The organism is Mucilaginibacter sp. UR6-11 (genome assembly GCF_020880695.1).
Classification (GTDB): Bacteria; Bacteroidota; Bacteroidia; order Sphingobacteriales; family Sphingobacteriaceae; genus Mucilaginibacter.
On record NZ_JAJIWO010000001.1, the window covers coordinates 483,481 to 509,249 of the forward strand.

A 25,769-nucleotide genomic window follows, 5' to 3' on the forward strand; every position below is an offset into this window, starting at 1 on the left:
TTGCACGAATATAAGGTGTGAAAATTACACCGTTAAATTTATTTTTATTTATTTTTGGCGCCGGTAAAGCATTATCGGAATAAAATAACAACTTAATTATAACGCTATTTTGGAAGAAAAACTCCCTACGTTTGAGTCGGTGTTCTCTATTGACTGTTTAATTTTCGGGTTTGAAGCAGGGGAACTTAAAATTCTTTTAATTGAACGTAACGATGAACCTTTTAAAGATTGGTTTGCTTTGCCCGGCGATATTGTAAAACAGGATGAGAGCCTTGATGACGCTGCCGACCGGATATTGTATGAACTTACCGGGCTGCGCGACCTGCAGATGAAACAGTTCCATACTTTTGGCGAAGTTAACCGGCACCCGCAAGGCCGGGTTATTACAGTTGGTTATTATGCGCTGATCCGTATAGCCGGCCAAAAAGAACTCAGGCCTGTAAGCCAATATGCGCGCAAAGCCATTTGGCACCCGGTTAACAGTTTACCAAAACTTGCTTTTGACCATACCGAGATCTTTAACAACGGTTTCGGCAAAATACGCAGGCGTTTAAATTATCAACCTATTGCGTTTGATTTACTGCCTGAAAAATTTACCCTCACCCAATTGCAGGGACTTTATGAAGCTATCCTTAATAAAAAGCTGGATAAGCGTAACTTCCGTAAAAAAATGCTGAGCTACGGCTTTTTGAAAGAACTGGTTGAAAAACAAAAAGGCGTATCCTATCGCGCAGCAAAACTGTATAAGTTTGACCGGCGCAAATATGCCAAGATCTTCCAAAATGAATTAACAGCTTCCTGAGTAACGGAAAGCAGGTTATTGTAATCAGAAAGAATTTATAACAACAAAAGGGCCGGGAACTAAGACAATAGTCTTAATTCCCGGCCCTTCTTATTATGTTCTCTAAAAAACTATACTTCTGAAGCCAGCTCCATGTGGAATTTAACCAGGCTATCTATAGGCGAGCGGATTATGCTGCCCACTTCCATTCCGTTTTCAATAACAACCTCTTCTAAAACATTGCGGAAGTTATAACCAACAGAACCGATACAGTTAAATGTATATTTTTGATAATCAGGATAGTGCGTTACCAGGTTTTTAAAGAAATCTTCAAAAGATGTTCTGACCAGGTTACGTGAGTATTGAATATTAACGTTGTTATCATAAACAAACTTGCTAAAGCTGGCGCAAAAACGGTTTGGCAAAGGCTTGGTATAAACCTGTTCGTTAACATCATCCGGGGTTAGTTTAAACGTCTCAAAAAACAATGAACGTACCGCCTCCGGCATATAACCTCTTATATAATCAGTTAGCAATTTTTTGCCGATATAGCAACCACTGCCCTCATCACCCAGGATGTAAGCGCCCGAGTCAATGTTTTGTACAATATCTTTACCATCATAAATACAGGTATTGGTACCGGTACCTAATATAGCGGCAAAACCAGCTGTCCGGCCCAGCAATGCACGGGCGGCGGCAAGCAGGTCATGACCAATGTTAACTTTAGCATGGGTAAAAACCGCACTCATGGCATCTTGAACCTGTTTGCGCTTATCTTCCGTCGAGCAGCCCGCACCGTAGTAATTTACTTCCGTAATTTTGTCTTTTTCAAGATCGGTGGGTAAATTTTCATTTAGCGAATTAACAATGTATGCGATACTTGAGAAGTAAGGATTATACCCTTCAGTATTGAAATAAACTTTCTTACCATCCTCATTTAATAAACACCAGTTAGTTTTGGTTGAGCCGCCGTCAGCAATTATGATCATACCTTTAGTTTTAAAATAGTCGCTAAATGTATAACTTCTTATTGTATTTTAAATACTTGTAACTAAAAAAATATGATTAACCTTATACTTTACATTAAGATTACGTTAATATTTTAGCCACAATAATTAATGGTGCAATAATAAAAAGTAAAAATTTCATTCTGTTTTTGAGTTGATTTTTGCATATTTGCACCGCCCCGAACCATCGGGGCGATGGTCCCATAGCTCAGCTGGATAGAGCAACTGATTTCTAATCAGTAGGTCTCTGGTTCGAATCCAGATGGGATCACACCAATCATTAAAAACCGTCTTTACAATAGTTTAAAGGCGGTTTTTATGTTTCACAAAGTCGCTTTTTGCTCGAAAATCGCGGTTTTTGCTGTTAAGCAGGAAGCGAAACCCAGACAGAATGGATTTAAAAGACCGGCTAACCGGCATCAAATACAAGAAATAATACGGGGGCTTATTAACCTTTTACTCTCCAACATACAATTGACAGTCAGCAGGTTGCAGCCGTATCATCAGTTTCTTATTGTTTAAAGCAACAAAATCGCTAATAATTATTTATCTTTAATAAAACCATAACGCCTTTTAGGTTATTATAACCGTTAGGAAGATGTTAACCTGCATCATTTTTAATTTGCATACATTTTAACATCAAATAGTTATTTAGTCCCCCCTATGAAACCAGTCTTTATCCCGACCTACATAAGCCATTATCTGCATATAAATCGCCAGGATAGTTCGGCCTTGCTGGCTGTTAAAAACGCCTACCAACATAACCTGCTTAAAACTAATCCAATAATATCCATTGTTATACCGGCTTATAACGAAGAGGAAAATATAGTGCCAACTTTGGCATCACTATGTAATAACCTGGTTGATAGTTCGGTTGAAATAATAGTAGTTAACAATAATTCGTCAGACAATACCGAAGAGCTTGTAAAAGCCTGCGGGGTTACCTGCATTTTGGAAACCAAACAGGGAATTACCAATGCGCGGAACGCCGGCCTTGCCCACGCCAAAGGGAAATATATTTTAAATGCCGATGCTGATACCATTTATCCCAGAAACTGGATAGATGAAATGAGCAAGCCGCTTCTAAAAACCGATAAAATTGCTGTTACGTATGGGCGGTTCTCTTTTATCCCGACCGGTAACACCGGCCGTATCGCTTATTATTTTTATGAAACACTGGCCGATATAACCAGGTTGTATAATAATTATAAAAAAACAGAGGCGGTTAATGTATACGGCTTCAACTCAGGATTCAGGCGCGAACAGGGATTGCTGGTTGACGGTTTTAATCATCCCCCCGGAACCAATGAAGACGGTTACCTGGCCTTGAAATTATACAATAAAGGTTTTGGCAAAATGCACAGGGTAAGTAATTCAAATGCAATTGTCTGGACTACTGACCGAAGAATACAAATAGACGGCGGCTTATTTAAAGCGGTCGGCAAAAGGGTAAAACGTTTATTTAATATCGGAAACTAATAACTAAAAAAAAATAAATTACGTAAAAGTTAATTTATTCCCGATAATTATAAAACGATTTTAACTCAACTCAAAAAACAAGCAACTCTGCACTCAAAAAATAAGCGCTATGAATTTTTCAAATACAAGCAAAATTAAAATTCTAATAGTTGAGGATGATCAATTTATGCAGGCAATACTACAGAAATTTTTAAGTACAACCTACGACATTATAATCAAACACAACGGAATGGAAGCCCTGGCATTTATGCAAAACGGCGATGTACCTGATCTGATAATATCCGATTTAAATACGCCTAAACTTAGCGGCCTCGATTTGATTAAACAGGTTAAACTAAGTGATTTTTTTAATTCAGTACCCATAATTATCTTATCGGGCGAGGAAAGTTCCGAAAAAAGAATTGCCTGTTTGGATAGCGGGGCGGATGATTTTATAGTAAAACCCTTTAACCCCGGCGAACTTGGATCAAGGATAAAGGTTGCTTTAAGACGGAGCGGCAGGCTTATCTCAAATTTATGAGCGATGAAAGTTTATTGAAAACCACGCCGATAATTGCTGTTATAGGGTTTAATGCCGAATTTACCGCAACGTTTAAGCAATGCAATTTTGGCGACAGGCAGCTAATGCATTTTGATAACGGGATGAAGATGGCCTCGGCCTGGGTAACCGACGGATTGAATATCGTTTCCATTATTTCTAACAGTGAGATCATGGCTCCGGCCGGCCTGACATTAATAGAGACGCTTAAAAAGAAGAATCTGCCTTCGGTACCGTTCTTCCTTATTGTAAATCACTTAAACGTTAATTTACGTCAGCTGGCGCTTACAGGCGGGATAACAGATGTTTTCAAAATTTCGCTAAGGGCGGACCGCATTGAAAAAAGGGTGAATTTTTTAATCGATAACTGGACCGAGATAAGGAATAATTTGGCATCGGGTGTTAACCAGATCAAAAACATCAATATTGGTAAAAGAATTTTTGATGTCTTTTTCGCCGGTTGTGCCCTGCTGGCGCTTTCACCACTGTTTTTAATCACCTATATCCTCATCAGGTTAGAGTCAAAGGGCCCGGCATTTTACTATTCGCTGCGCGTAGGCACCGGTTACCGGGTTTTTAAATTTTACAAATTCAGGTCGATGTATGTTAACGCAGACCAGCGTATAAAAGATCTGAAACATTTAAACCAATATGACATTGATGCCGCAACCGAAACGAAAGAACCGGTTTTAACAAATAGTTTATGTGATGAATGCCTGGCGTATGGCAAATGCCAATATCCTTTTTACGCCGATAACGTTAAATTGTGCGAAAAAGACTTCAGGTTTTCGAAAAAAGCAAAATCAGGCTCGGCATTTTTCAAGATTAAAAACGATCCGCGGATAACAAAGGTGGGGAACTTTATAAGGAATACCAGTATTGATGAATTACCGCAGCTTTGGAATGTCATTATCGGTGATATGAGCATTGTGGGTAACCGGCCCTTGCCTTTATATGAAGCTGAAAAATTAACTACAGATAAATATATACTGAGATTTGCCGCACCCGCCGGCATCACCGGATTATGGCAGGTAGAAAAACGGGGGAAGGGAGAAATGAGTGAGGAAGAAAGGCTTATGCTTGATAATATATATGCACAGAACCACAGCCTAAAAAATGATTTGAAATTAATTTTAAAAACAATCCCGGCATTATTTCAAAAAGAAAATGTATAACGGGGTTGGAAAATCAAGTTTTAGGCGAACCAAATTATTCAGTTGATAAACAGGTGTAATTTCCATTCTGATCTTAATGAAACTTGTATCCATCATAACGGTTAATTTTAATCAAAGTAAGGTAACAGAAGCGCTTTTAAAGTCAATCTATGCTACCACTACCTATAAGCGCCTTGAAATTATTGTTATTGATAACGGTAGCAAGATTAATGCGACACCTGACTTGAAAACGACCTATCCTGACGTGATATTTATTCGTTCGGATATTAATCTGGGCTTTGCGGGTGGAAACAATTTAGGCGTAGCCGCAGCCAAAGGCGATTACCTGTTTTTTGTAAACAACGATACCGAATTTACACCGGGCCTTATCGAAAACCTGGTTGCTGTGCTTGATAAACATGAACTTGTGGGGATGGTGTCGCCAAAGATCAGATATTTTGATCAGCCTGATATGTTACAATATATGGGTTATACCGGAATGAATTATTTTACGGCACGCAACAACTGTATCGGGCAATATGAAACTGATAACGGGCAATACGATAATTTAACCGGCGAAACCGGATATGTACACGGCGCTGCCATGATGGTAAAAAAAGAATGTATTGAAAAAGCCGGCCCTATGGCCGAAAACTTTTTTTTGTATTATGAAGAACTGGACTGGTGTGATCATATCAAAAAGGCGGGTTACCAGATATGGCTGGTAACTAATGCACTTATCTATCATAAAGAATCTGTTTCTGTTGGGAAAAACAGCGCTTTAAAAGAATACTTTATGAACCGTAACCGGATCCTTTTTATCAGGCGCAATGCGCCCGCATTGGCAAAGATCATATTCTATTTTTATTATCTGCTGGTTGTATCTCCCCGTAATATATGGCAATACCTTAAAACCGGGCATAGCGGTTACATTAAATGGTTAGTAAAAGCAATATGGTGGAACATTACCGAAAAAAAGAACAGCAGAAATCTGGGATATCCGATAAATAAATTATGATAGTTACCTTTTGGATCGGCTTGTTTATTATATTCTATGCATTTATAGGGTATGGGCTATTGCTGTACGTATTAATCAAAATAAAACGAGCTATAAAAGGTAAACCTATTTTGCCAAAAGCGGTAAATCTGCCAACCTGTACCTTAATAATAGCGGCCTATAACGAAGAAGATTTTATTGAACAAAAAATACAAAACAGCCTCGCGCTCAGCTATCCCGAAAATAAGTTGCGTTTTATTTTTATTACAGATGGATCTACCGATAATACCGCTAAAATTGTATCGGGGCACCCTGAAATAATGCATTTGCATACGGATGAGCGGTTGGGTAAAATGGCAGCTGTACACAGGGCTAAAGATGCTGCAGACACCGATGTACTGGTTTTTACAGATGCTAACACATTTTTAAATCCAGAGGCAATTATAAATATTTGCAGACATTATGCCGACGCTAAAGTTGGCGCAGTAGCAGGTGAGAAGCGGGTGTCCGTAGCTCAAACAGCGGACGCAACTGCGGGCGAAGGATTTTATTGGAAATATGAATCAAAACTCAAAACATGGGATTCTGAGTTATATTCTGTTGTAGGAGCCGCCGGCGAACTTTTTTCGGTCCGCACAAATTTATACCAGCCTGTTCCGTCAAACGCTATTATTGATGATTTTATGATTTCCATGCTTATTGCCTGCCGGGGATATAAAATCGTGTACGAGCCTGAGGCGTATGCATCAGAAACTGCTTCAGAAGATGTTAAAGAAGAGTTAAAGCGAAAGATAAGAATAGCAGCGGGTGGCATTCAGTCCATAATCTGGTTGAAAAGTCTGCTTAACCCGTTTAAAATTCCACTGCTTTCTTTCCAGTATATAAGCCACCGGGTATTAAGGTGGACCGTTGTCCCATTTTTAATGATCTTGGTTCTATTGCTAAATATCAGCATCGTAGCTAGAGGTCACAGCCCTGCTATATACCAGCTGATACTGATAGCGCAGATCGCATTTTATGGCATGTCTATATTAGGCTGGGTAATCGTAGCGCGGCAAATAAAGATCAAAATATTTTTCATCCCCTATTATTTTTGTATGATGAATTATGCAGTAATAAGAGGTATATTCCGATTTGCAGCAGGCAGGCAAAGCGCAATCTGGGAAAAAGCAAAAAGGAAACAATAAGTGTAAGAAATAATGGGGCTTAAAGAAAAAATAAATAGTAAACCGGCCTTAAAAAAATTAGTCCATTGGATGCTTATCCCCGCGGGTGAAGCAAGGCCCAGGCTTTGGGTGAAATTATTGGTTAACCCATTTATACATAAGCGTGGTAAAGGCAGTAAGATACGACGCGCGCGTATGGACGTTTTGCCTTTCAATAAGTTTGAAATGGGCGCATCATCAACTATCGAAGACTTTTGCTGCATAAATAACGGCGTTGGCGACGTCACTATTGGTAACCATACGTTGATCGGGATGAGAAATACCATTATAGGTCCGGTAGCGGTAGGCAACAATGTAATTTTCGCTCAAAACATCGTAACAAGCGGGCTGAATCATGAATACCGTGATGTAAACAAACCCATTAATCAGCAAAAAACAATAATAGCGCAAATAATAATAGAAGATGATTGCTGGATTGCCGCCAATGCTGTTATAACCGCGGGCGTTACTATCGGAAAGCACAGCGTTATAGCCGCCGGAGCAGTGGTAACCAAAAGTGTCCCCCCCTATTCAATAGCGGCCGGGAATCCGGCAAAAGTTATTAAAAAATATGATTTTGAAATTAACGAATGGGTTTCGGTAAAAAATGAAACTTTAATTTAAGCAGATTGAAGATCAAAGTAAAAAAAAGAGGGGAAATTTCCGATCTGCAGGCTGCTGCGGAAAAGGAGGTTGTTATTGAGGAAAAACTCGATGAGTTAATTGCTTTGCTTTCTCAAAGCGAATTTGATAGTGAAACAATTAAACAATATCAGCAAAAACTAAATGCGGTTATTGAAAATAAAACAACCGATAAAGCCGATTTTAAAGTCTTTAAAATTATAGACCAAAAAGACAAGGAATCAAGAGAGCAACTGGTTGATGAGTTTAGCACGCTGTTGATATCTCATAAATTTAACAGTAAGAGCTCCAGCAGGTATTTAAAAACAGAACGCACTAACAAGGTTATTTTAATGCTCATCAGCATCATAATAATCGCACTTGGTTTTGCGATGATCATAATGCCTGCCCCACCCTACTTTGAAATGTTTACCATCTTTTATTTTAGCAGAGACAATGGTGTTACCTTAATGGATCTGATCTCATTGGCTATCATTTTTTCGGGAATTTATTTATTTGTAAGGGTCCTGTATAAAAAACAACATAGTAAGGAAAGGTAAACAATAACCAATAATATAACCACTTAAGTAATTATATCTAAAACATTTAATAATGCTTAAAACATACAAGGAGGATGAAAAAAACCTCATGATAAACCTAAACTTACAAGAGGCAAGCCTAGCAAATGCAGATGAATTTAAGACTGACCTGATCAAATTATTTGACGCGCATCATAAACGGATAGTTCTTAACCTGGAGCAGGTGCAATATATTGACAGTTCTTTTTTAGGTGCACTTGTTTCGTCCCTTAAATATCTTATGTCCTTTAAGGAAGATTTAATTTTGGTAGGCCTGCGCCCGGATATTGCCGATATGTTTGCCCTGATAAGATTGGATAAGATTTTTAATATATATAGCGATTTTAGTGAAGCGATAGACAATTAAGCTTATTTTTTAATCCATTGCCTGGCTATGAGAAATAGGGCTATTTGCCTGTCATGGCCCGCTTAACAAATTAAGGTAATGGTAATTTAAGATCCCCAATAAACTTTAACCCTGTTTTTTATAAAGAAAACGTGTTTTGGCTGGTTATAGGCAAGAATAAGATGGGGCAGTTTCCTATATCAGGATATATTACAATATTACAACTTGTATACGTGAAACAGGATTGTTTAATAAGTAGGGCTTAATAAATAGCTCGTTTTTATAATTACATTTACTAAAAACTAAATAACCTGATGAAGGAAAGATTTGCGGTCCTGGATATTTTTAGAGGCATATTTTCCAGTCTGGTTGTTTTATTCCACTTAAGCGCTTTTTCTGCCACACCTATTATAAATAATGAGTTTATTTATAATAGCGACCTGTTTGTTGATTTCTTTTTCGTGTTAAGTGGTTTTGTGATTGCTTACAGCTATCAGTTCATTAAAACAGGGAAAGAACTGACCCGGTTTTATAAAAAAAGATTTTTCAGGTTATACCCCTTACACCTTATAGTGCTGTTAATATTTGTAGCTATTGAATTTTCAAAACATGCTGCATCTGCACATGTACACGTTAATAAAACAGATAATGTAAGTAACAACCTGTATACTTTTTTAACGAACCTCTTTTTAATTAATTCGGTAAAACTGCCGGGTATTAATGATGTGAGCTGGAACATAGCAAGCTGGTCTATAAGCGCAGAAATGATAGCCTACCTGGTGTTCGGTTTTACTATGTTATTCATCAACAGAAACAGCTTAACAAAACTCAGGGTCATAATTTATTTGCTCATTATTATAGTTTCCGGCATAGCCCTATATTTATTTACGGGCAGCTTCAGGCTAAATTATGCTTTTGACTATGGCTTTTTACGTGGGGTAATGGGATTCTTTATTGGTGTGGTTTGCTTTAGCACTTTTAATTACACTAAAGATTATTTACGCGCCCTTAAAAATTCGCTTTTTAATTTTCTGGAAATTATTTCCCTGGCTTTAACTATCGGCTTTGTTTGTTATGGCGCCATTTATAAAAATTACGGGTTTATCTATGAGATCCTGTTTTTTATTACCATCCTGGTATTTGCTTTTGAAAAAGGCTGGCTTTCTGCGCTGCTAAAACGGTCAAAGTTCTTACATCAAACCGGGAAATATTCTTATTCCATATACATGATTCACACCTTGATCCTTAGTTTATTTAATGTGTTGTTTATCCGTATGTTAAAGTTCCCGCCATCGGCATACGCATACCTGTTCATAATAAACTATGCTATAATCTACCTAATTTCCGTCTGGACGTTCAAACATATCGAAATGCGATTCAACTATTCAGATAAAGAATCGGGCAAAAAAGGTTGGTGGATATGGTAGGCATTTAATTTTGCAGTTTACGCTTGCGTGTTATTTGCTTTAACAATACCAGGCTTTCATCATATCCTACTTTAAAAATATTCCAGAACGAAAAGGCTTTGTATTTATTTAGCGCCCAATAACCAATAATCGCTCCTGTTGATATCGGCAGTACCGTAGCAAATGCAATACCATAAACACTATGGGTTAAGTAAACACCGGCTAAGTCGGCGCCTATGTTTACCGCCAGCATAACCAGCACCTTATAAAAATTCACTTTGGGTTGATGGATAACATCCAGTGTCAGCGCAAAGAAACGGTCGGGCGGAAAGATAATCGCGAAGGTCAGAAAAAGGCGGAACACATTAGCAGCTTCGGTTCCGGCATATCTTCCGCCCCCTATGATGTAGATGGGCAGATCTGCAAGTGCACAGCCAATAATTGCTGCCGGAATTAGCAGAACAGACAGCATTCCGGCATATTTTTTCATTATCTGTATAACTCCTTCGCGATTGTTTTGGTTATAGGCAACAGCCAGCTCGGGCATAGCAGTAACCGCAAAGCTGCGCAGCGGGATCTCAACCAGCTGCATTAATGTTTGCCCCAGGTTGTAAATGGCCAATGCGGGCTTACCTAGCACAAAATTAATAATAAATGTGTCAGATGTATTGAACATATTGGCGCTCAGCGCAGTGCCGACGCTGTATTTACCGAAATTGTAAATTTCTTTAACGCTTGCTTTGGTACGTTTCCTTAAATCTGCTATACGTGTCCAGCCTTTAACAAGAGCGTAGATACTGGTAATTAAATTTGAGAACAGATAGGCAAAAAGCACATTTGGTAAACTGATCTTTCCAATTATAATTAACAGAATTATAAAAACTATAAAGCTCCCCTGGTTGCATAACCTGATGTATAACAGTTTACCAAAGTGCTGGTCGCCCTGTATTACGCAGGTTCCCAAAAACCAGGGCAAAGAAAAAGCGTAGTATAGACCTGACCATTTGAAAAACAATACCAGCCCTTCGTCATGGATATTGCCTAAAAAAAATAACGACGACACGCTTACCAAAACCAGCATAAACGTAACGCCTATACCCAGGTACCAGGCCGAGCCGGCAACTTCGGCCGTCCGTTCTTTATCGGCTCCGGCATAAAATTTTATAAAGGCGGTGGTTAAAAAACCAGATCTGAAAGTGTCAATCAACAACAATATGGATTGGAAAAAAACCCAGGTCCCGGCGTCTGATGGTGATAAGGCACGGTATATCAACGTCATAGTGATCAGGCCCAGTCCGGACATTATCACATTACCAGCTAACGACAAAAAGTATTTGTTCTTAATAAGATTATAAACTCTTTGCCACATGCTTCTTTAAAATTATCTTAACAATATAAACAAATAATATGCGATATATAAAGGATTTATTAGCATATTGATTAAATTATGGATGAAGATCATTTTGTTTTTAGTGATGTTACTTTATTGATTACCCATTATAATCGCAGCCGGTCACTGGAGCGGTTATTAAATGCATTCCGGTCACTTCATATCGTATTTGAAGATATAGTAGTATCTGATGACGGCAGTAAGCCCGAAACAATTGATCAGTTGAAAAAGCTTCAAAATCTTTTTAATTTCCGTTTAATCACCACACCTGTAAATAAAGGGCTGGGGAATAATATTAACAAAGGGCAGGACGCAGTTACCACAGCCTATACTTTATATGTACAGGAAGATTTTGAGCCTAAGGCAGTATTTGCCGGCCACTTGCGCGATGCTTTGCAGTTTATGGAAGTGGATAAGGAACTTGACCTGGCAAGGTTTTATGCTTATTTTACCTATCCGTATCTAAAGCCTTACGGCAGGGGGTTTTCTGAAATGATATTTAAACCTTTCCCCTGGGCCAATAACCACCTTAAATTTTATGTATATAGTGACCATCCGCATTTAAGGCGCAGTTCATTTTTTCAAAAATTTGGGCGCTACCCCGAAGGAATTAAAGGAGATTTAACCGAATACCAAATGGCCATTTCTTTTATCCAAAAAAAGGGCAAGGGCATTTTCTACGATAATTTTACCGACCTGTTTTATCAAAAAAATTCGCCCGACGAACCGAGCACAATGGGCCGCAGCAGCTGGCGCGAAAGCAAAAACATATTTGCATTAGCGGCAAGGGCCGCTTACCTTCAGTTTAAATTATTAAAATGCACCGGCGATGTATTTTTTAAACGCTATTAATGGAACACAACCAATTTAAAGATATCACGCTATTGGTTACGCATTATAACCGTAGCCAATCGCTTCAAAGGTTGTTAAAAAGCTTTGCCGGCCAGCAGATAGTTTTTGGCGATATTGTTGTATCGGACGATGGCAGCCAACCGGAACATGTCGCGCAGCTTAAATCCATTGAGAAAGAATATGGCTTCCGTTTAATAACGGCAGTTAAAAACGCTGGTTTGGGTAATAATATTAATAAGGGGCAGGATGCTGTTAAAACCCGGTATACGCTTTACGTACAGGAAGATTTTGATCCTTTACCGGGTTATGCAACGCATTTAAAGGATGCGCTGGATATAATGGAAGAAAGAACCGATATAGATCTCGTCCGCTTTTATGCTTACTTCAGATATCCTTATTTAAAACCGTTCAGAAAAGGGTACTCAGAAATGACATTCAAAATATGGTATCCGGGACACCGTAAATTTCATTGTTACAGCGATCATCCGCATTTACGCAGAACTACTTTTTTTGAAAAATTTGGCAGGTACCGCGAAGGAATTAAAGGCGACCGTACCGAGTTCCTGATGGCGCTGTCTTTCCTGAAAAATAAAGGCAGGGCCATGTTCTATGAAAATTTCAAGAGCCTGTTTGACCAGTTAAATTCTGCGGACGAACCAAGCACGATGAAACGCAGCGATTTTAGACAAAGTGATAACCTCTTCATCGGGGTGGCAAGGGCCGTTTACCGCAATGTTAAACATACCGCAGAGCTACTGGCCTTTAAACCCCATAAATAATACGCGCAATTTTTACATTACCGCAGCTTTATACTTTATCTTTACCTGTGAGTTATGAATAGGAAAGCGGCTATTAAAAGCATATTGGCAGTTGTAACACTGGGTGTGTCCTCAGGGGCGCTATATGAGTTTTTAAAACCGGCCGATATAATGCCTGTTAACTTGCTGCCTCAAAAAAAGGCACTGATTGCCGACCTTGCCGAACTGATCATCCCGCGTACAGATACTCCCGGGGCTAAAGACGCAATGGTAGAGGATTACATCATCAAGATGATTACAGAAAATACCGATCCCAGGTCGCAAAAAATCTTTTTAACGGGACTGAGTTCGCTTGAACATTATACGTTTTCTAATTATAATAAATCATTTATTAGTTGTAGCCTAGCCCAAAAAACACTGGTTTTAAAGCATTTTGAGGACAAAGCAAATTATTCGTTCGCGATACTGAATAAGGTGAATAAAAAGGTTTTTGGTCTGCCTTTTTTCTATCAGTTAAGAGACCTCACTGTTGAAGGGTACTGCACCTCCTTTTTAGGCGCTACCAAAGGGATGGCTTATGACTACATTCCTGCAAATTTTGAATCATGCATCCCATTAAAAAAAGGTCAGCTGGCCTGGGCAACAAAATAATTAATACAAATTTATGGGTGATAAGGGCATTAATTCTACTTTCGACGCCATTGTTGTAGGTTCTGGTATTAGTGGCGGATGGGCAGCTATGGAACTTTGCAAAAAAGGGCTAAAAACCCTGCTTTTAGAAAGAGGCCGCAATGTATCGCATATTACAGATTACCCTACGGCCAATCTTAATCCCTGGGATCTTGAATATCGCTTAAATAACACGCCAAAATTTAAAGCCGAAAGCCCCATACAATCAACCGCAAGTAACGGAGGCGATGCGCTTTTTTATGTGAACGATAAAGACCACCCATATATACAGGATAAACCTTTTTTGTGGTATCGCGGGTACCAGGTGGGCGGCCGCTCTCTGACCTGGGGCAGGCAGTGTTACCGGTTGAGTGACCTGGATTTTGAAGCTAATTTAAAAGAAGGGATCGCGGTAGACTGGCCCATACGTTATAAAGATATAGCGCCCTGGTACAGCTATGTTGAAAGATACATAGGGGTTAGCGGTAACAGAGAAAACCTGCATCAATTGCCTGACGGCGAATATCTGCCGCCAATGGAACTGAATTGTATAGAGCATCACTTAAATGACTCCATCCGCAAAAATAATCCCGGCCGCTTATTAACCATTGCCCGTGTGGCCAATTTAACCAAAGGGTGGGACGGCCGGGGGCCCTGCATGAACAGGAACCTGTGTTCAAGGGGCTGTCCGTTTGGCGGGTATTTTAGCAGTAACAGTTCAACCATACCAGCGGCAATGCAAACCGGCAACCTTACATTAAGGCCGTATGCTATCGTTGCCGAGGTTTTGTACGATGAGGTTAAACAACGGGCCACAGGTGTTAGGGTTATAGATACGCAAACCCACGAAAGTTTTGAATATCACGCCAAAGTGATCTTTCTTAACGCATCAACCATTGCAACAGCGGGTATATTATTAAATTCCAGGTCGCACAGGTTTCCTGACGGGATGGGAAATGACAGCGGCGAATTGGGTCATAATTTAATGGACCATCACTCGTCTGCCGGCGCTTCGGGCAAATATCAGGGCTACAAAGATCTGTATTATAAAGGGCGCAGGCCATGCGGTTTTTTGATCCCCCGGTACAGGAACCTGAAACCGGATGAGGGGCTTGATTATTTAAGAGGTTTCAATATACAGGGGCATGGCGAGCGATCAGAATGGCGTGACACGATGAATGGAAATGGTTTTGGTGTTGACTTTAAAAAGCAGCTTACTACCCCCGGCCCATGGACAGTATGGATGGCCGGCTGGGGCGAGTGCCTTCCCTATCACGAAAATAAGATCACACTAAATACAACTGTAAAAGATCAATGGGGGCTTCCGCTGACCAATATCGACTTTAAATTTCGGGACAATGAAGCGAAGATGATGGATGATATTCGCAAATCATCCAGGGAAATGCTGGCTGCTGCCGGTTTTACAGATATTGAAACATTTAATTATAAAAAGCCGGGTGGCAGTACGGCGCATGAAATGGGCACAGCCCGAATGGGCCATGACCCAAAAACGTCGGTACTGAATGGAAACAATCAGCTACATGCTGTAAAAAATCTATTTGTAACTGATGGAAGTTGCATGACATCTTCTGCCAGTCAGAACCCTTCCTTAACCTATATGGCGCTTACAGCTAGGGCCTGCGAATTTGCCGTAAACGAATTAAAAAAGGGGAATATTTAACGGGCCGGTCTATCCGGAGCTTCTTCAACCTGCATGATAGCCTTATAAATATCGTTTACACTATTTTCCCAGGAATGAGTGGCCGCAAAAGCAACGCGGGCCCGTCTTTTTTCTTCTGAATCTTCGGTCAGGGCCTTTTCAATAAGCATGACATAATCTTCCCTGGTTTTACCCAAATACACATACTGCTCAAATACGCTCATAGCTTCGGTACGTGTAGCTACAACCGGCTTGCCCATAGCCAGGTACTCATCAATTTTGCGCGGGTAATTACCGATAGTAACCTGGTTAACAATTTGTGGGTTTAAACAAACATCAAAAGAGTTTATATACCCCGCAAGCGAATTCGGGTCTTTACCGCCTAAAAAGTGTATGTTCTCTATCTGGTGCAGGTTGCTTGCTGTAAACTCTTTGTCCTCGGGGCCAACCAGTACAATACTCCATTCAGGTTTTGCTTTAGCGATATGTTCCAGCAGGGCAAGGTCAAGCCGTATGCTCTGCAGCGCGCCCACATAACCGATAACCGGTTTACGTATGGCAATCATATCGGCAGGTACCGGCGTATCCTGTTTGTTCATAAACATTTCCAGATCGCAACCCTGGCCCACGTAAAAAGAATTTTTATTATGCTGCCTGCAATAAGACGCTAAATAAGTAGAGTTGGCCACACAGAGATCGCTTTTGCTGATCAGTTTCGGCTCCAGCTTTTCGCCATGTAACTTCCAGTAGTCAACATACAGCATATAGTCTCTTGAATAGTAGACACTTACTGCAGGTTTCAGTAACTCCTTTAAATAAAAGGACCTGAACATATCACTATCGTTAAACAGGATAATATTCTTAAATCCTAACCGATTGATGGCTTTTTTAATGGTACGGGCAAATATCCGGTTGTTGTATTTATTTAACCGGTTATAAATAGCCTCATTTTTTATCCAGTTGATGGATTCTATGAGTTTGTCAGGATAATAATTCCATAAGTTTTGTTTTATTTCAATCAGGCCATCCAGGCTGCCATTTATTACCGCTATACGCTTTTTAACCTTCGGATCGGCCTTTTGCTTTAGCCTGGTTATCCTGTCAAGCGGAGAATTAACGTATAATACCCGGTTGTTTTTGCTGAACTCCAGGGCAATATTTTTACAATTACTTCCTATCTCAACGTCCCACGACTGCTGGCCAACTATTACAATATCCCTGTTTTTTAGGAGATGATCAGCATTCATGTTTTCCATATTCAGGCCGGTTTATTTAATGATGAGGCTTCGTTTAACTGTTTTTCTTTATCCAATCTTAATAACACGGTAAGCAATGCCATATCCAACGAAAAAAACACATTTGACGGAAATTGAACCAACGCCTCCTGCGGAAAATTGGCTATGTTGTAAGCGAAAATTATTAGCAGGATAGCCAAACAATAAGTTTTAATTTCCGGGTCTTTAATTTGATAATAATTATTGATACCCGTCCGCATGATCGTAAACATCAACGTACAGAAAATGAATAATCCTATCCATCCCAGTTCAACAGCTACCCTGATATATCCGCTATCCGGTTGAAACTGCGAAACTATCGAACCATCGCCAAAGCGTTTTCCCCAACCGCCCGTAGCGCCAAGCCCGAATCCGATGGGGTGTGACAGGATATAGGGCTTAATGCGTTCCTGATTAAACTTCCTTAATTTATAGGATGGATCGTCATTGGGACTGAAGGCGGTTTGAAACCGGAGTAAATTAGGATCCCCCGTAGGGACATTTATCAATACCACCAAAAACACCGCGGCCAGGCAAACCGCAGCCAAAACCTTTTTACTATAGTTTAAAATAGCGAATAACACCAAGGCGGCCGGCACCAACACATTAGCGCCCCGGGTACCCGAAAAAAGCATGGAGAACAAAAACACTACCGTTAACCCGCCTAAGATCAGCTTTTTCCAGCCGGGCAGTTTACCCGCTATAAGCGCGATGCAAAATATGGCGGACATGCTCATGTTATAGGCAAATGCAACCGGATCTGAAAATATGGAGAATTTTCGCCAATGTCCGGCTATAAATAGTAACCCTCTTATTTCCGGGTCAGAGTTAAGATAGGCCTCTTCGGTAGCCGAAAAACCAATGTATTCCTGCTTCATTGCGTACAATGCCGCGAATAAACTCATAACCAGCCATATCTTAAATATCAGCCTGATGAATTTAACAGACCGGATATTATATACAAACACAAAATAGCTCAGCATAACAATGGCTACAGACCGTACCGTATAAACCCATGCTAATCTTGATACGGCGCTGGGGTTTCCTAATTGGAATATATTATAACCTATCCATATCAATATTATGACGGATATCGGGCCTTTGAGCAGTTCCCAGTCATTATGGCGCCGTAAACTAACCAACGTTGCCAGCATCAGCATCCCCTGAATCAGATCTATCACCACTCCTAACGGGCCCGGGATGCCGAGGCGGCCCAGATAAAACAGCATATAGGCCATCATCAGTAAGACTAGTATCCCGAATTGCGGATAAGCTACTATACCATATATACATGGCAGGCCTATTAACACCAATAAAAATAACGCGCCAAATACAATACCGAATTTTGCGGCACCAACCCCAAGAATGGCGGCTAAGAGAATAAAAAAAGCAGCGCCAACAGGATTATAAAGTTTTTCTATCAGAACCTTCTTTTTTAAGTCCTGAAAAAAACTTTTGCTCTTTTTTTCCAATTGCAAAATGTCCGGCGCCGGTTTTTGTTGGTTGTTCACTAAAGAAACAGGATTTTAATAATAAAAAAAAACACACTGATAAACGCAACTACCAGGGCCACAATTCTGGTTATCTTCTCCGTTTTGAGCTTTGATGCCGCGGCAAACTCTTTTTTTCTTAATACTTTTTCTGAAGGATCAACTCGCATAGCTTTTATTCTTGGTCAGCAATATCATTATGGTAATGCTTGGTTGCAACCGAACGCTGATTGGCCTTACGTGCCTTTAACAAGGATAATACCTGGAAAAATATAAACCTGGGTATATTAATCAGCGACCGGTATATCCGCTTATCAGTATCAGATTTTAACAATGCCAGGTAAAACCCACCTATAAACAGCAGGAAGCCGGCTATCCATAAAACGGTACCGGTAACACTTACAAAAAGGTTAATAATCAGGCAGATGATCCCCATTAATAAAAATATAAATAAGGGCGGCCTTAACAAAACAACGCCAAATAAAAACTGGTTCCAGCTTTGTTTGGTAACACCTTTTTTTATCAGGGTAAAACCTAAGGAGAAGTATTTGAACCAGGTATTGATCCACCTTGAACGCTGGTTTACCAGTTGATCTGTCTGGCTGGTTTTTTCGTCATACACTATAGCGCCGCCGGCAAAAGCTATCCTGACATTACGGCCAACTATCTCAGCCTGCAGCACTTTATCGAAACCGGCACCGGTAACATCTTTCTGCCCCAGGCAATCAATATACAGGTCGGTAGTAAATGCCATGCCCGAGCCGGCAAGTGTAGCCGATGAGCCGGCTTTAAACAGGATCTTACCATCATAAAAATGGTAATAAATATCGCGGGCCGCATCCAGGCAGGCATAAATAGTATTTAAATTTTTTGCTTCGCGAACACCCTGAACCGCTATATACCCCTGGTTGAAAAACCGGTTCAATTCATTTAAATATTCTGCATCAACCAGGTTATCGCTATCTATAATAGTTAAGCGGTTATGTTTACGTTTGAAATTACGAATAGCGTAAAAATGCGACCGGGTATTACCGGCAAGGATGGTTTCGGGCCGTAAAACTATAACCCGGTCATCAGTAAAACTCAGCTCGCTCTCTTCACAATTATCAGCTACTACATAAATAAGATAATTTTGGTAATTAAGATTTAATAACGATTGTACAACAGCCGGGATATGTGTAACCTGCTCATAAGCGGTAACAATAATACCGTAATCGCCTTCAGTTATTTCAGCAGGCGGGGATATATTACTTTTAAAAAGCGACAGCAGGTATATAACCAATGGCAGAACAAGGTTGTATCCTACTATCAACTGAAAAAAAATCCATAACAACCTGGCCAATATCATTATAAAAAATTTAAATTATTGGTTTATTCAATTTCAGTAGTTGGTTTGTCGCCCGGCACCAAATTTAAAACCCAACCAATAAACTTACCATTCAGGCTTTTAAGGTAGCCAATGTTTTGCTTATAGTTTTCATTGAGACTATTGCCGGACTCAAACACGGTTAAAATTTTATCAGCAAACAATATCCATTCTTTAGATCGGTTTAACGCATCCAAAGCCGGTGCTTCAATAATAATGACATCAAAAGCGTCTTTTAGGATAGCAAGCTTACCGTATATTGAGTCTTCGCCGGCTATTTCTAAAAGTGACGCCCCTCTCCCATGGTTACCGAGAAATTTAATTTTGGCATCGGCCGAGAAAAAAGAATCGTCAAAAGGGCCGGTTAAAAAGTCCTCAAGGTAAAACCTGGTTTTGGTAAACGCGGTGATACCAGGATTATCAAAATTACCGTCAATAACCAATACCCTTTTATTAACAGATGAATAGGCGTAGGCCAGGTTCACTGCAACGAAGGTTTTTCCTTCTTCTTTCTCAATACTGTTAATTAACAATACCTTATCAGCTGCTAAAGCTGTAGCTACCTCGAACCTTAACGACTGCATTAAATTTTTCAGCTGTTTTGTTTCGCCTGTGGCGGTGGTGCCGGTCCAGATATTTTTCAGGTCGATTGACTTGCTGCTCAGTAAATTTAAATAGCCCAGTACCGGCATTTTGGTTCTGTTAGCCAGATCAGGGGCAGTTTTGATGGTATTGTCAAATATAAAGAGGATAAAAAGCACTGCTATGCAAAAAACAAAACCGATAACACCGCTGATAATAACCAACAGCATTTTTTTTGATGGCTGGGCAATCCCCGGTTCTGCCCGCTCTATTAACCTTAACTGGATAGAGAAGCCCGACACCATATTGGCCTGGTTATACTTTTGCAATATTTCCAGGTACTCCTGGCTAGCTATGGTAATGGCGCTCTCTAACGCCTGTGTTGCTGCTTCATGCGGCACCAGGGCATCAAATTTTCGATTAAGCCTGTTAAGTTCATTATTAATTGGGCCCGAGCTGTTTTTTGCAAGGTCATTCTGTATTTGCAAACCAAGCTTTTGTTCAACCAGGCTTTGTTTGGTTGACAATGGATTTAAGATATACTTATCTGATAGTTCGTCAATTTGCGCAGAGGCCGCATTATTAAGCGAGTCTATTTTTCGCTTGTATTTCGGGTCAAAGTTACTTTGTACGTAGGCATCATTAACGGCCTGTAGTTGTGCCTTTGTAGCCAGTATTTTTTGAGTTACCGCAGTTTTATTGCTTTCTGAATACTTACGGTCTTTAGGGTCAAAATCTTTATCAATGCCTTTAATTGCTGCCTGGGTTGCGTGTGCATTTTTTTCTGCCTCCTCGCGCCGCGTTTCAAAATCAGACATTTGACCATACAAACTTTTAGCCTTTTCGTTAAGGTTAAGCACGTGATTTCTTATCTTATAATTTTTTAAAGCAGCTGTCTTTGCAACCAGGGTATCCTGTTTTACCCGAAGAAGGTTACCCAAAAAATCAACTGCTTTTTTTTGATTCTCTTTAATTATTAAAGTGTAATAATTAATAAATTCGGCACATAGCGTATTTACCACTACAGCAGAAAGTTCAGATCCTTCTGAGTCAAACTGGACGTTAATATAATCACTGTTTTGCACCCTGTATACCGATAAGGTTCTAAGTATCGACTGGTCGTCATAATGCATCGATACCAGTAACTTATAAAGCCCGTTTTGATCCGGGTTAAATAAAGACAAAGCCTGTCTTTTATTATAAAGTTCTGTATAAGTTGCAATTGCGTGTTGCCGCGCGCTATTGTTTAGCTGATTTAACAGCGGGCTTGTTTTGCGGTAGGGGTTTTTGCTGGTTAAGTCGTGTATGATTAATTTATACGCAAGCTGATCAAGCATTCTTTTTGATTTGATCATTTCAACCAGGTTGCTAAATTCCTGGCTTACTTTTGATTCCTGTGCATCAGGCATATCATTTAAAACACTTTGAGTTTGGTCAACTATCCCCGTACCGAGTTTAGCTTGTGAGGAATAAACGTCGGGCTGATTGCGGACCAAAAAAAAAGTTATGATTACCGTTAATACCGTAGTTAAAACAATAGTGAACCTATGCTTCTTAATGATTTTAAAAAAATTGCTGAATTCCATCTATTTTATATTTTCTAATTTGGTACCAAGCAATTCTTCCAGATCGGCTTTTGCTATAAAAACATTGGCTTCTGCCTGAATCTTTGTTTGTTGATGATCAGTATACTGCACTTGTATCTTATTATAATTATCAAAGGTTTCTTCGCCTTTTTGAAACTTGTATGTAATATCTTTTAATGAGCTTTCAACATCCTGAGCCGACTTTGTTTGCAATTTCAACTCGGCTATCCGTTGAATATACAGATAATATCTTTTTTTTACCTCAGTAGCAATTGTTATCTGGTATTCATCCTGATCATTATGTGCAATTAATAATTCTTCTTTTGCCTGGCGGGTAAGATATGGTTGCGACAATAATGTACCCAGGTTTAAAAAAACGCCCGCCTGCAAACCTTTAAAATAGCTGGTAGAAGGGTTTACCGGATCAATGGTAGTTGTGCCGGGCTGATAGACATATGATACAGTTAACGCGTTAAATATTGACATCCGCGTTTTTGAAATATTACTGTTTGCAATATTTATGCGGCTTTGATAGGACCTGACCCGGGGATAATTTTTTTTTGCAGTATCGATGAGCTTGTTAATATAATCAGCTGAAAGGCTCGGAATTATGGTCTCTTGCGCTAAGCCGCGAAAATGTATAATTAAAAAAACAACAATAATAAAGCTTCTTTTAAATGTCATTGCAACTATGTTCAATTTGAAAAGATATTCAACCTTCAAAATTAACTTAATAAATGAGATTATGTTTCATGAATTCGACTTCCGTAGTATATATATAATAGAATTACCATACTGACAGGTTTAGGCAAGCGCCGGCACTTTGACTGTTAAATTGTGCTGTATTGATGAATAGCGGTAATCTTCAAAACAACTTATTGTATTTTAGCACTATGGAAATTGCCTACCGCAAAATCATTCATATCGACATGGACGCTTTTTACGCATCGGTAGAGCAGCGGGACAATCCGGAGTACCGCGGCATTCCGCTGGTAGTGGGCGGGTTGCCGCAAGGACGCGGCGGCGTGGTAGCTACTGCCAGCTATGAGGCGCGTAAATTTGGTATCCGGTCGGCTATGTCATCCAAACAGGCCCTGCAGCTTTGCCCCCATGCCACTTTTATAAGGCCAAGGTTTGATGCCTATAAAGAAGCGTCGCAAAAAATACGGAAAATATTTAGCCGGTATACCGACCTCATTGAACCACTGTCATTAGATGAAGCCTACCTGGATGTAACCCATGATAAGCTGGGTATCGGCTCTGCCATAACTATTGCAACGCAAATTAAGCAGGCCATAAAAGATGAATTGCAGCTAACCGCCTCGGCTGGTGTTTCTGTCAATAAATTTGTAGCTAAAATAGCATCGGACATCAACAAACCCGACGGGCTAAAATTTATCGGCCCCTCTGCGATTGAAGCATTTATGGAGCTGCTACCTGTTGAGAAGTTTCATGGCGTAGGCAAAGTAACCGCACAAAAAATGAAAAAGCTGGGCCTGTTTACCGGCGCCGATCTAAAAAAGCTTACCGAACACGAACTCTTAAAACATTTTGGCAAAGCCGGCCGGTTTTATTATAACATCGTCCGGGGGATTGATAACCGTGCCGTACAACCGCACCGCGAAACAAAATCGCTGGCTGCTGAGGATACCTTCGCTTATGATTTGACCACGCCGGAAGAGATGGAAGCCGAACTGGATAAAATAGCGCAATTGGTTTATAGTCGCCTGGAGAAAAACAACCTGAAGGGGCGCACCATTACGTTAAAAGTAAAATACAGCGATTTCAGGCAAATTACCCGTAACAGGTCATTCACCACACCGGTAGGTGACCTGGAAACTATAAGCAGCACCGCCAAACAATTATTGGCCAATACTTTTAAGGATGAGCAACGGGTAAGGTTGCTGGGTATCTCGCTGTCTAATTTTGGCGGGACAGAAGTGCGCAGGACGGATGAAAAGCCTGCTGATCAGCTTAAACTATTTTAAATTCCTGATTACGTCACCTATCTCTGTTATTGCTTTTCATCACCAACGTTAGCAAATGTTAAATTTCAATATTAAAAATATCCTTTAACACCCTTTTGCCTGCGTTATATCCGCACATGCCATGCACACCACCACCAGGCGGCGTTGATGACGAGCAGATATACAGACCCTTAGCAGATGTTTTATAAGGCGACGACCGCAACACCGGGCGGGTAAATAACTGGCCTATATCCATTATTCCTCCGTTAATATCGCCACCAATGTAGTTTGGGTTATAAGCTTCAATCCGCCCGGTATCCATAGTGTGTTTGGCCAGGATCCCGTCTTTAAAACCCGGTGCAAAGCGCTCTACCTGGCCCTCAATAATAGCGGTCATATCCCGGGTTGATCCGTTTGGAACATGGCAATAAGCCCAGGCGGTCTGTTTTCCTTGCGGCGCCCGGGTTTTATCAAAAAGGCTCTGTTGTGCCAGCAGTACAAAGGGCCCGGTTGATTGATGGCCCTTGCTGGTTGCCAGCTCTCCTTCGGCAATTTCCTCAAAAGTATTACCCAGGTGGACGGTGCCGGCCTGTCTGCATTCGGCGGCGGAAAATGGTATCGGGCCATCAAGCGCCCAATCTATTTTAAACACACCCATACCGTACCGGTAACGTTCCAGCTGCCATTTGTATAAGGACGAAAATTTATGCCCGGCTATTTTTAACAGCTGCCTGGGCGTAACATCAAATAACACCGCGTGTGCATATGGCAACTGATCCAGCGAACTGATATAGGTTCCGGTCTGTATTGTCCCGCCTATCGACTTAAAATAACCACCCAAAGCATTTGCTATACTGGCTGATCCGCCTTTGGGTATAGGCCAGCCTTTTAAATGCCCGGTGGCCATCAGCACCAGGCCAACAGCGGTAGTGCCTAAGTTACTTAACGGTTGTATGGCATGTGCTGCCATGCCGCCAAATAATCCCCGCGCGGCCCTGGTTTTAAAACGCCCGGCAAAGCTAGTGGCGCTGGTTAATGCCTTCAAACCAAACCCGGCCATTGCCAGGGGGTGACCCGGAAAACGCAGGGGCCCTAAAACGTCCTGATCAATCAACGGCCAGGCACCAGTTATTGAGCGCATCAGGGCGGTATAGGTATCTGCATCTTCGCCAAGGTAACCGGCGGTTTTCTTTATGGAATGATCAAGGATCGCAGCCGTACCATCATCAAAGGGGTGAGCGGCGGCAAGCGTGGGTTGGATATATTCAAGCCCATGATCTGCCAATGGCAAAATTTTAAAAAAAGGCGACGCAACTGCCAGCGGATGAATGGCAGAGCATACATCATGCACGAAACCAGGCAACGTCAGCTCCTTCGAAGTTAACCCGCCGCCTATTACATCCTTACCTTCGATGATTAAAACCGACAAACCTTGTTGCTGTAATAATATCGCTGCCGCAAGGCCGTTTGGCCCGGACCCTACTACCACTGCGTCGTAATCGCGTTTTTCTAAAGTCATATAGATTTAACAAATATAGCTTATACCAACACAATTAAATCCAAATTTATAGCTAGCTTTGATAACCAAACCACTATTTCACATGAAATATTTTTTCTTTTTTTCTTTAATCTGCGGTCTGTTTTTAAGTAGACCCGATTATTTACATGCACAAAGCGTTGAGGACAGGCACGCAAAAGCTATAAGATTGGCATTGGAAGCCGGCGGCATAAATACTGCCAGCTGTCCCCCAGCAGCAAAAGATTACGGGCCTTTTTTAATAAAGATAGGTTTTGACACGGTAGGTACTGCCAATTATAAACCCATACCCGGTGATATCAGGGTATTTCAACCTTATCCTAAAGGAGAAACCTCAGGGTTTATTGATATGTTTGATGGGCAGATCTGGATTTCTGAATATAAAGAGGATGGGTTTTGGCCTACTCCGCAATACGAGAAATATAAACCGAAGTACCAAATTTTTAGGTGGGTAAAAAAATAGCTGATAATACTTTCAGTTTACAAAAAAAGGTCCCGGCTATAACAGCCGGGACCTTTCCATTTA

25 protein-coding genes and 1 tRNA gene are annotated in these 25,769 nt (G+C 40.6%); 17 read left to right on the forward strand and 9 right to left on the reverse strand.

Translation table 11 applies throughout. The features are described from left to right. The first annotated feature begins 109 nt into the window (after positions 1 to 109). Positions 110 to 802: an NUDIX domain-containing protein gene (locus LJ658_RS02265; protein ID WP_230544832.1), complete on the forward strand. Its 693-nt coding sequence runs from the start codon at positions 110 to 112 to the stop codon at positions 800 to 802. Positions 803 to 912: 110 nt separating this feature from the next. Here the strand turns inward: LJ658_RS02265 and LJ658_RS02270 are convergent, their stop codons facing one another. After that, positions 913 to 1,770 (reverse strand): BadF/BadG/BcrA/BcrD ATPase family protein, encoded by an 858-nt coding sequence (locus LJ658_RS02270; RefSeq protein WP_230544833.1) that lies wholly within the window; start codon positions 1,768 to 1,770, stop codon positions 913 to 915. 215 nt (positions 1,771 to 1,985) lie between these two features. Between LJ658_RS02270 and LJ658_RS02275 the strand changes: the two genes are divergently transcribed. The 10 genes from LJ658_RS02275 to LJ658_RS02320 all read left to right on the forward strand — a co-directional run bounded on the left by LJ658_RS02275 (position 1,986) and on the right by LJ658_RS02320 (position 10,133). Next, positions 1,986 to 2,059: transfer RNA gene (locus LJ658_RS02275), tRNA-Arg, on the forward strand. A 392-nt stretch (positions 2,060 to 2,451) separates the two neighbouring features. Beyond that, positions 2,452 to 3,267 carry a glycosyltransferase family 2 protein gene (locus tag LJ658_RS02280; RefSeq protein WP_230544834.1) on the forward strand — a complete coding sequence of 272 codons (816 nt, stop codon included), beginning with the start codon at positions 2,452 to 2,454 and terminating at the stop codon, positions 3,265 to 3,267. A 109-nt stretch (positions 3,268 to 3,376) separates the two neighbouring features. Next, positions 3,377 to 3,787, forward strand: coding sequence for a response regulator transcription factor (locus LJ658_RS02285; RefSeq protein WP_230544835.1), 411 nt, complete (start codon positions 3,377 to 3,379; stop codon positions 3,785 to 3,787). After that, a complete protein-coding gene (locus LJ658_RS02290) occupies positions 3,784 to 4,980 on the forward strand; it encodes a sugar transferase (protein ID WP_230544836.1) in 1,197 nt (398 codons plus the stop codon). The genes LJ658_RS02285 and LJ658_RS02290 overlap by 4 nt, the downstream gene beginning before the upstream one ends. Positions 4,981 to 5,056: 76 nt before the next feature. Next, entirely contained in the window at positions 5,057 to 5,977 is a 921-nt protein-coding gene (locus LJ658_RS02295; RefSeq protein WP_230544837.1) for a glycosyltransferase family 2 protein, read from the forward strand. Beyond that, a complete protein-coding gene (locus tag LJ658_RS02300) occupies positions 5,974 to 7,143 on the forward strand; it encodes a glycosyltransferase family 2 protein (RefSeq protein WP_230544838.1) in 1,170 nt (389 codons plus the stop codon). The genes LJ658_RS02295 and LJ658_RS02300 overlap by 4 nt, the downstream gene beginning before the upstream one ends. A 12-nt stretch (positions 7,144 to 7,155) precedes the next feature. Then, positions 7,156 to 7,785, forward strand: a complete 630-nt coding sequence (locus tag LJ658_RS02305) for a DapH/DapD/GlmU-related protein (protein ID WP_230544839.1) — start codon at positions 7,156 to 7,158, stop codon at positions 7,783 to 7,785. A gap of 5 nt (positions 7,786 to 7,790) precedes the next feature. Then, a complete protein-coding gene (locus LJ658_RS02310; protein ID WP_230544840.1) occupies positions 7,791 to 8,342 on the forward strand; it encodes a hypothetical protein in 552 nt (183 codons plus the stop codon). Positions 8,343 to 8,394: 52 nt separating this feature from the next. Then, positions 8,395 to 8,727, forward strand: a complete 333-nt coding sequence (locus tag LJ658_RS02315) for an STAS domain-containing protein (protein WP_230544841.1) — start codon at positions 8,395 to 8,397, stop codon at positions 8,725 to 8,727. A 293-nt stretch (positions 8,728 to 9,020) separates the two neighbouring features. Further along, positions 9,021 to 10,133, forward strand: coding sequence for an acyltransferase (locus tag LJ658_RS02320; RefSeq protein WP_230544842.1), 1,113 nt, complete (start codon positions 9,021 to 9,023; stop codon positions 10,131 to 10,133). A 4-nt stretch (positions 10,134 to 10,137) separates the two neighbouring features. Here the strand turns inward: LJ658_RS02320 and LJ658_RS02325 are convergent, their stop codons facing one another. Beyond that, positions 10,138 to 11,481: a lipopolysaccharide biosynthesis protein gene (locus LJ658_RS02325; protein ID WP_230544843.1), complete on the reverse strand. Its 1,344-nt coding sequence runs from the start codon at positions 11,479 to 11,481 to the stop codon at positions 10,138 to 10,140. 78 nt (positions 11,482 to 11,559) lie between these two features. On the opposite strand from LJ658_RS02325, the gene LJ658_RS02330 reads away from it, so the two are divergent. Genes LJ658_RS02330 through LJ658_RS02345 form a run of 4 tightly spaced genes read left to right on the forward strand, consistent with a single transcriptional unit; the run spans position 11,560 to position 15,462 of the window. After that, entirely contained in the window at positions 11,560 to 12,354 is a 795-nt protein-coding gene (locus LJ658_RS02330; protein WP_230544844.1) for a glycosyltransferase, read from the forward strand. Next, positions 12,354 to 13,133 (forward strand): glycosyltransferase, encoded by a 780-nt coding sequence (locus LJ658_RS02335; RefSeq protein ID WP_230544845.1) that lies wholly within the window; start codon positions 12,354 to 12,356, stop codon positions 13,131 to 13,133. Before LJ658_RS02330 ends, LJ658_RS02335 begins: the two co-directional genes overlap by 1 nt. Before the next feature lie 54 nt (positions 13,134 to 13,187). Then, complete coding sequence (locus tag LJ658_RS02340) at positions 13,188 to 13,763, forward strand: gluconate 2-dehydrogenase subunit 3 family protein (protein WP_230544846.1); 576 nt, start codon at positions 13,188 to 13,190, stop codon at positions 13,761 to 13,763. A gap of 13 nt (positions 13,764 to 13,776) precedes the next feature. Further along, positions 13,777 to 15,462: a GMC oxidoreductase gene (locus LJ658_RS02345; protein WP_230544847.1), complete on the forward strand. Its 1,686-nt coding sequence runs from the start codon at positions 13,777 to 13,779 to the stop codon at positions 15,460 to 15,462. Here LJ658_RS02345 and LJ658_RS02350 read toward each other — a convergent pair. The 6 genes from LJ658_RS02350 to LJ658_RS02375 are packed head-to-tail and all read right to left on the reverse strand — an operon-like array spanning position 15,459 to position 22,423. Next, positions 15,459 to 16,697 carry a glycosyltransferase gene (locus LJ658_RS02350; protein ID WP_230544848.1) on the reverse strand — a complete coding sequence of 413 codons (1,239 nt, stop codon included), beginning with the start codon at positions 16,695 to 16,697 and terminating at the stop codon, positions 15,459 to 15,461. The two genes, LJ658_RS02345 and LJ658_RS02350, sit on opposite strands and share 4 nt — an antisense overlap. Positions 16,698 to 16,699: 2 nt before the next feature. Continuing rightward, entirely contained in the window at positions 16,700 to 18,226 is a 1,527-nt protein-coding gene (locus tag LJ658_RS20490) for an O-antigen ligase family protein (protein WP_230544849.1), read from the reverse strand. Beyond that, the gene (locus LJ658_RS02360) at positions 18,226 to 18,375 is read right to left on the reverse strand and encodes a hypothetical protein (RefSeq protein WP_230544850.1); all 150 of its coding nucleotides are present in this window, start codon (positions 18,373 to 18,375) and stop codon (positions 18,226 to 18,228) included. Before LJ658_RS02360 ends, LJ658_RS20490 begins: the two co-directional genes overlap by 1 nt. Before the next feature lie 5 nt (positions 18,376 to 18,380). Further along, positions 18,381 to 19,553 carry a glycosyltransferase gene (locus tag LJ658_RS02365; protein ID WP_230544851.1) on the reverse strand — a complete coding sequence of 391 codons (1,173 nt, stop codon included), beginning with the start codon at positions 19,551 to 19,553 and terminating at the stop codon, positions 18,381 to 18,383. 23 nt (positions 19,554 to 19,576) lie between these two features. Next, positions 19,577 to 21,739 carry an exopolysaccharide transport family protein gene (locus LJ658_RS02370; RefSeq protein ID WP_230544852.1) on the reverse strand — a complete coding sequence of 721 codons (2,163 nt, stop codon included), beginning with the start codon at positions 21,737 to 21,739 and terminating at the stop codon, positions 19,577 to 19,579. After that, a complete protein-coding gene (locus LJ658_RS02375) occupies positions 21,740 to 22,423 on the reverse strand; it encodes a TolC family protein (RefSeq protein ID WP_230544853.1) in 684 nt (227 codons plus the stop codon). A gap of 209 nt (positions 22,424 to 22,632) precedes the next feature. Between LJ658_RS02375 and dinB the strand changes: the two genes are divergently transcribed. Continuing rightward, entirely contained in the window at positions 22,633 to 23,727 is a 1,095-nt protein-coding gene (gene dinB / locus LJ658_RS02380; protein ID WP_230544854.1) for a DNA polymerase IV, read from the forward strand. Between the two features lie 58 nt (positions 23,728 to 23,785). Here dinB and LJ658_RS02385 read toward each other — a convergent pair whose 3' ends face one another. Beyond that, a complete protein-coding gene (locus LJ658_RS02385) occupies positions 23,786 to 25,225 on the reverse strand; it encodes an NAD(P)/FAD-dependent oxidoreductase (protein ID WP_230544855.1) in 1,440 nt (479 codons plus the stop codon). An 82-nt stretch (positions 25,226 to 25,307) separates the two neighbouring features. On the opposite strand from LJ658_RS02385, the gene LJ658_RS02390 reads away from it, so the two are divergent. Continuing rightward, on the forward strand, positions 25,308 to 25,706 hold the full coding sequence (locus tag LJ658_RS02390; RefSeq protein ID WP_230544856.1) for a hypothetical protein: 399 nt from the start codon (positions 25,308 to 25,310) through the stop codon (positions 25,704 to 25,706). Positions 25,707 to 25,769: the final 63 nt, after the last annotated feature.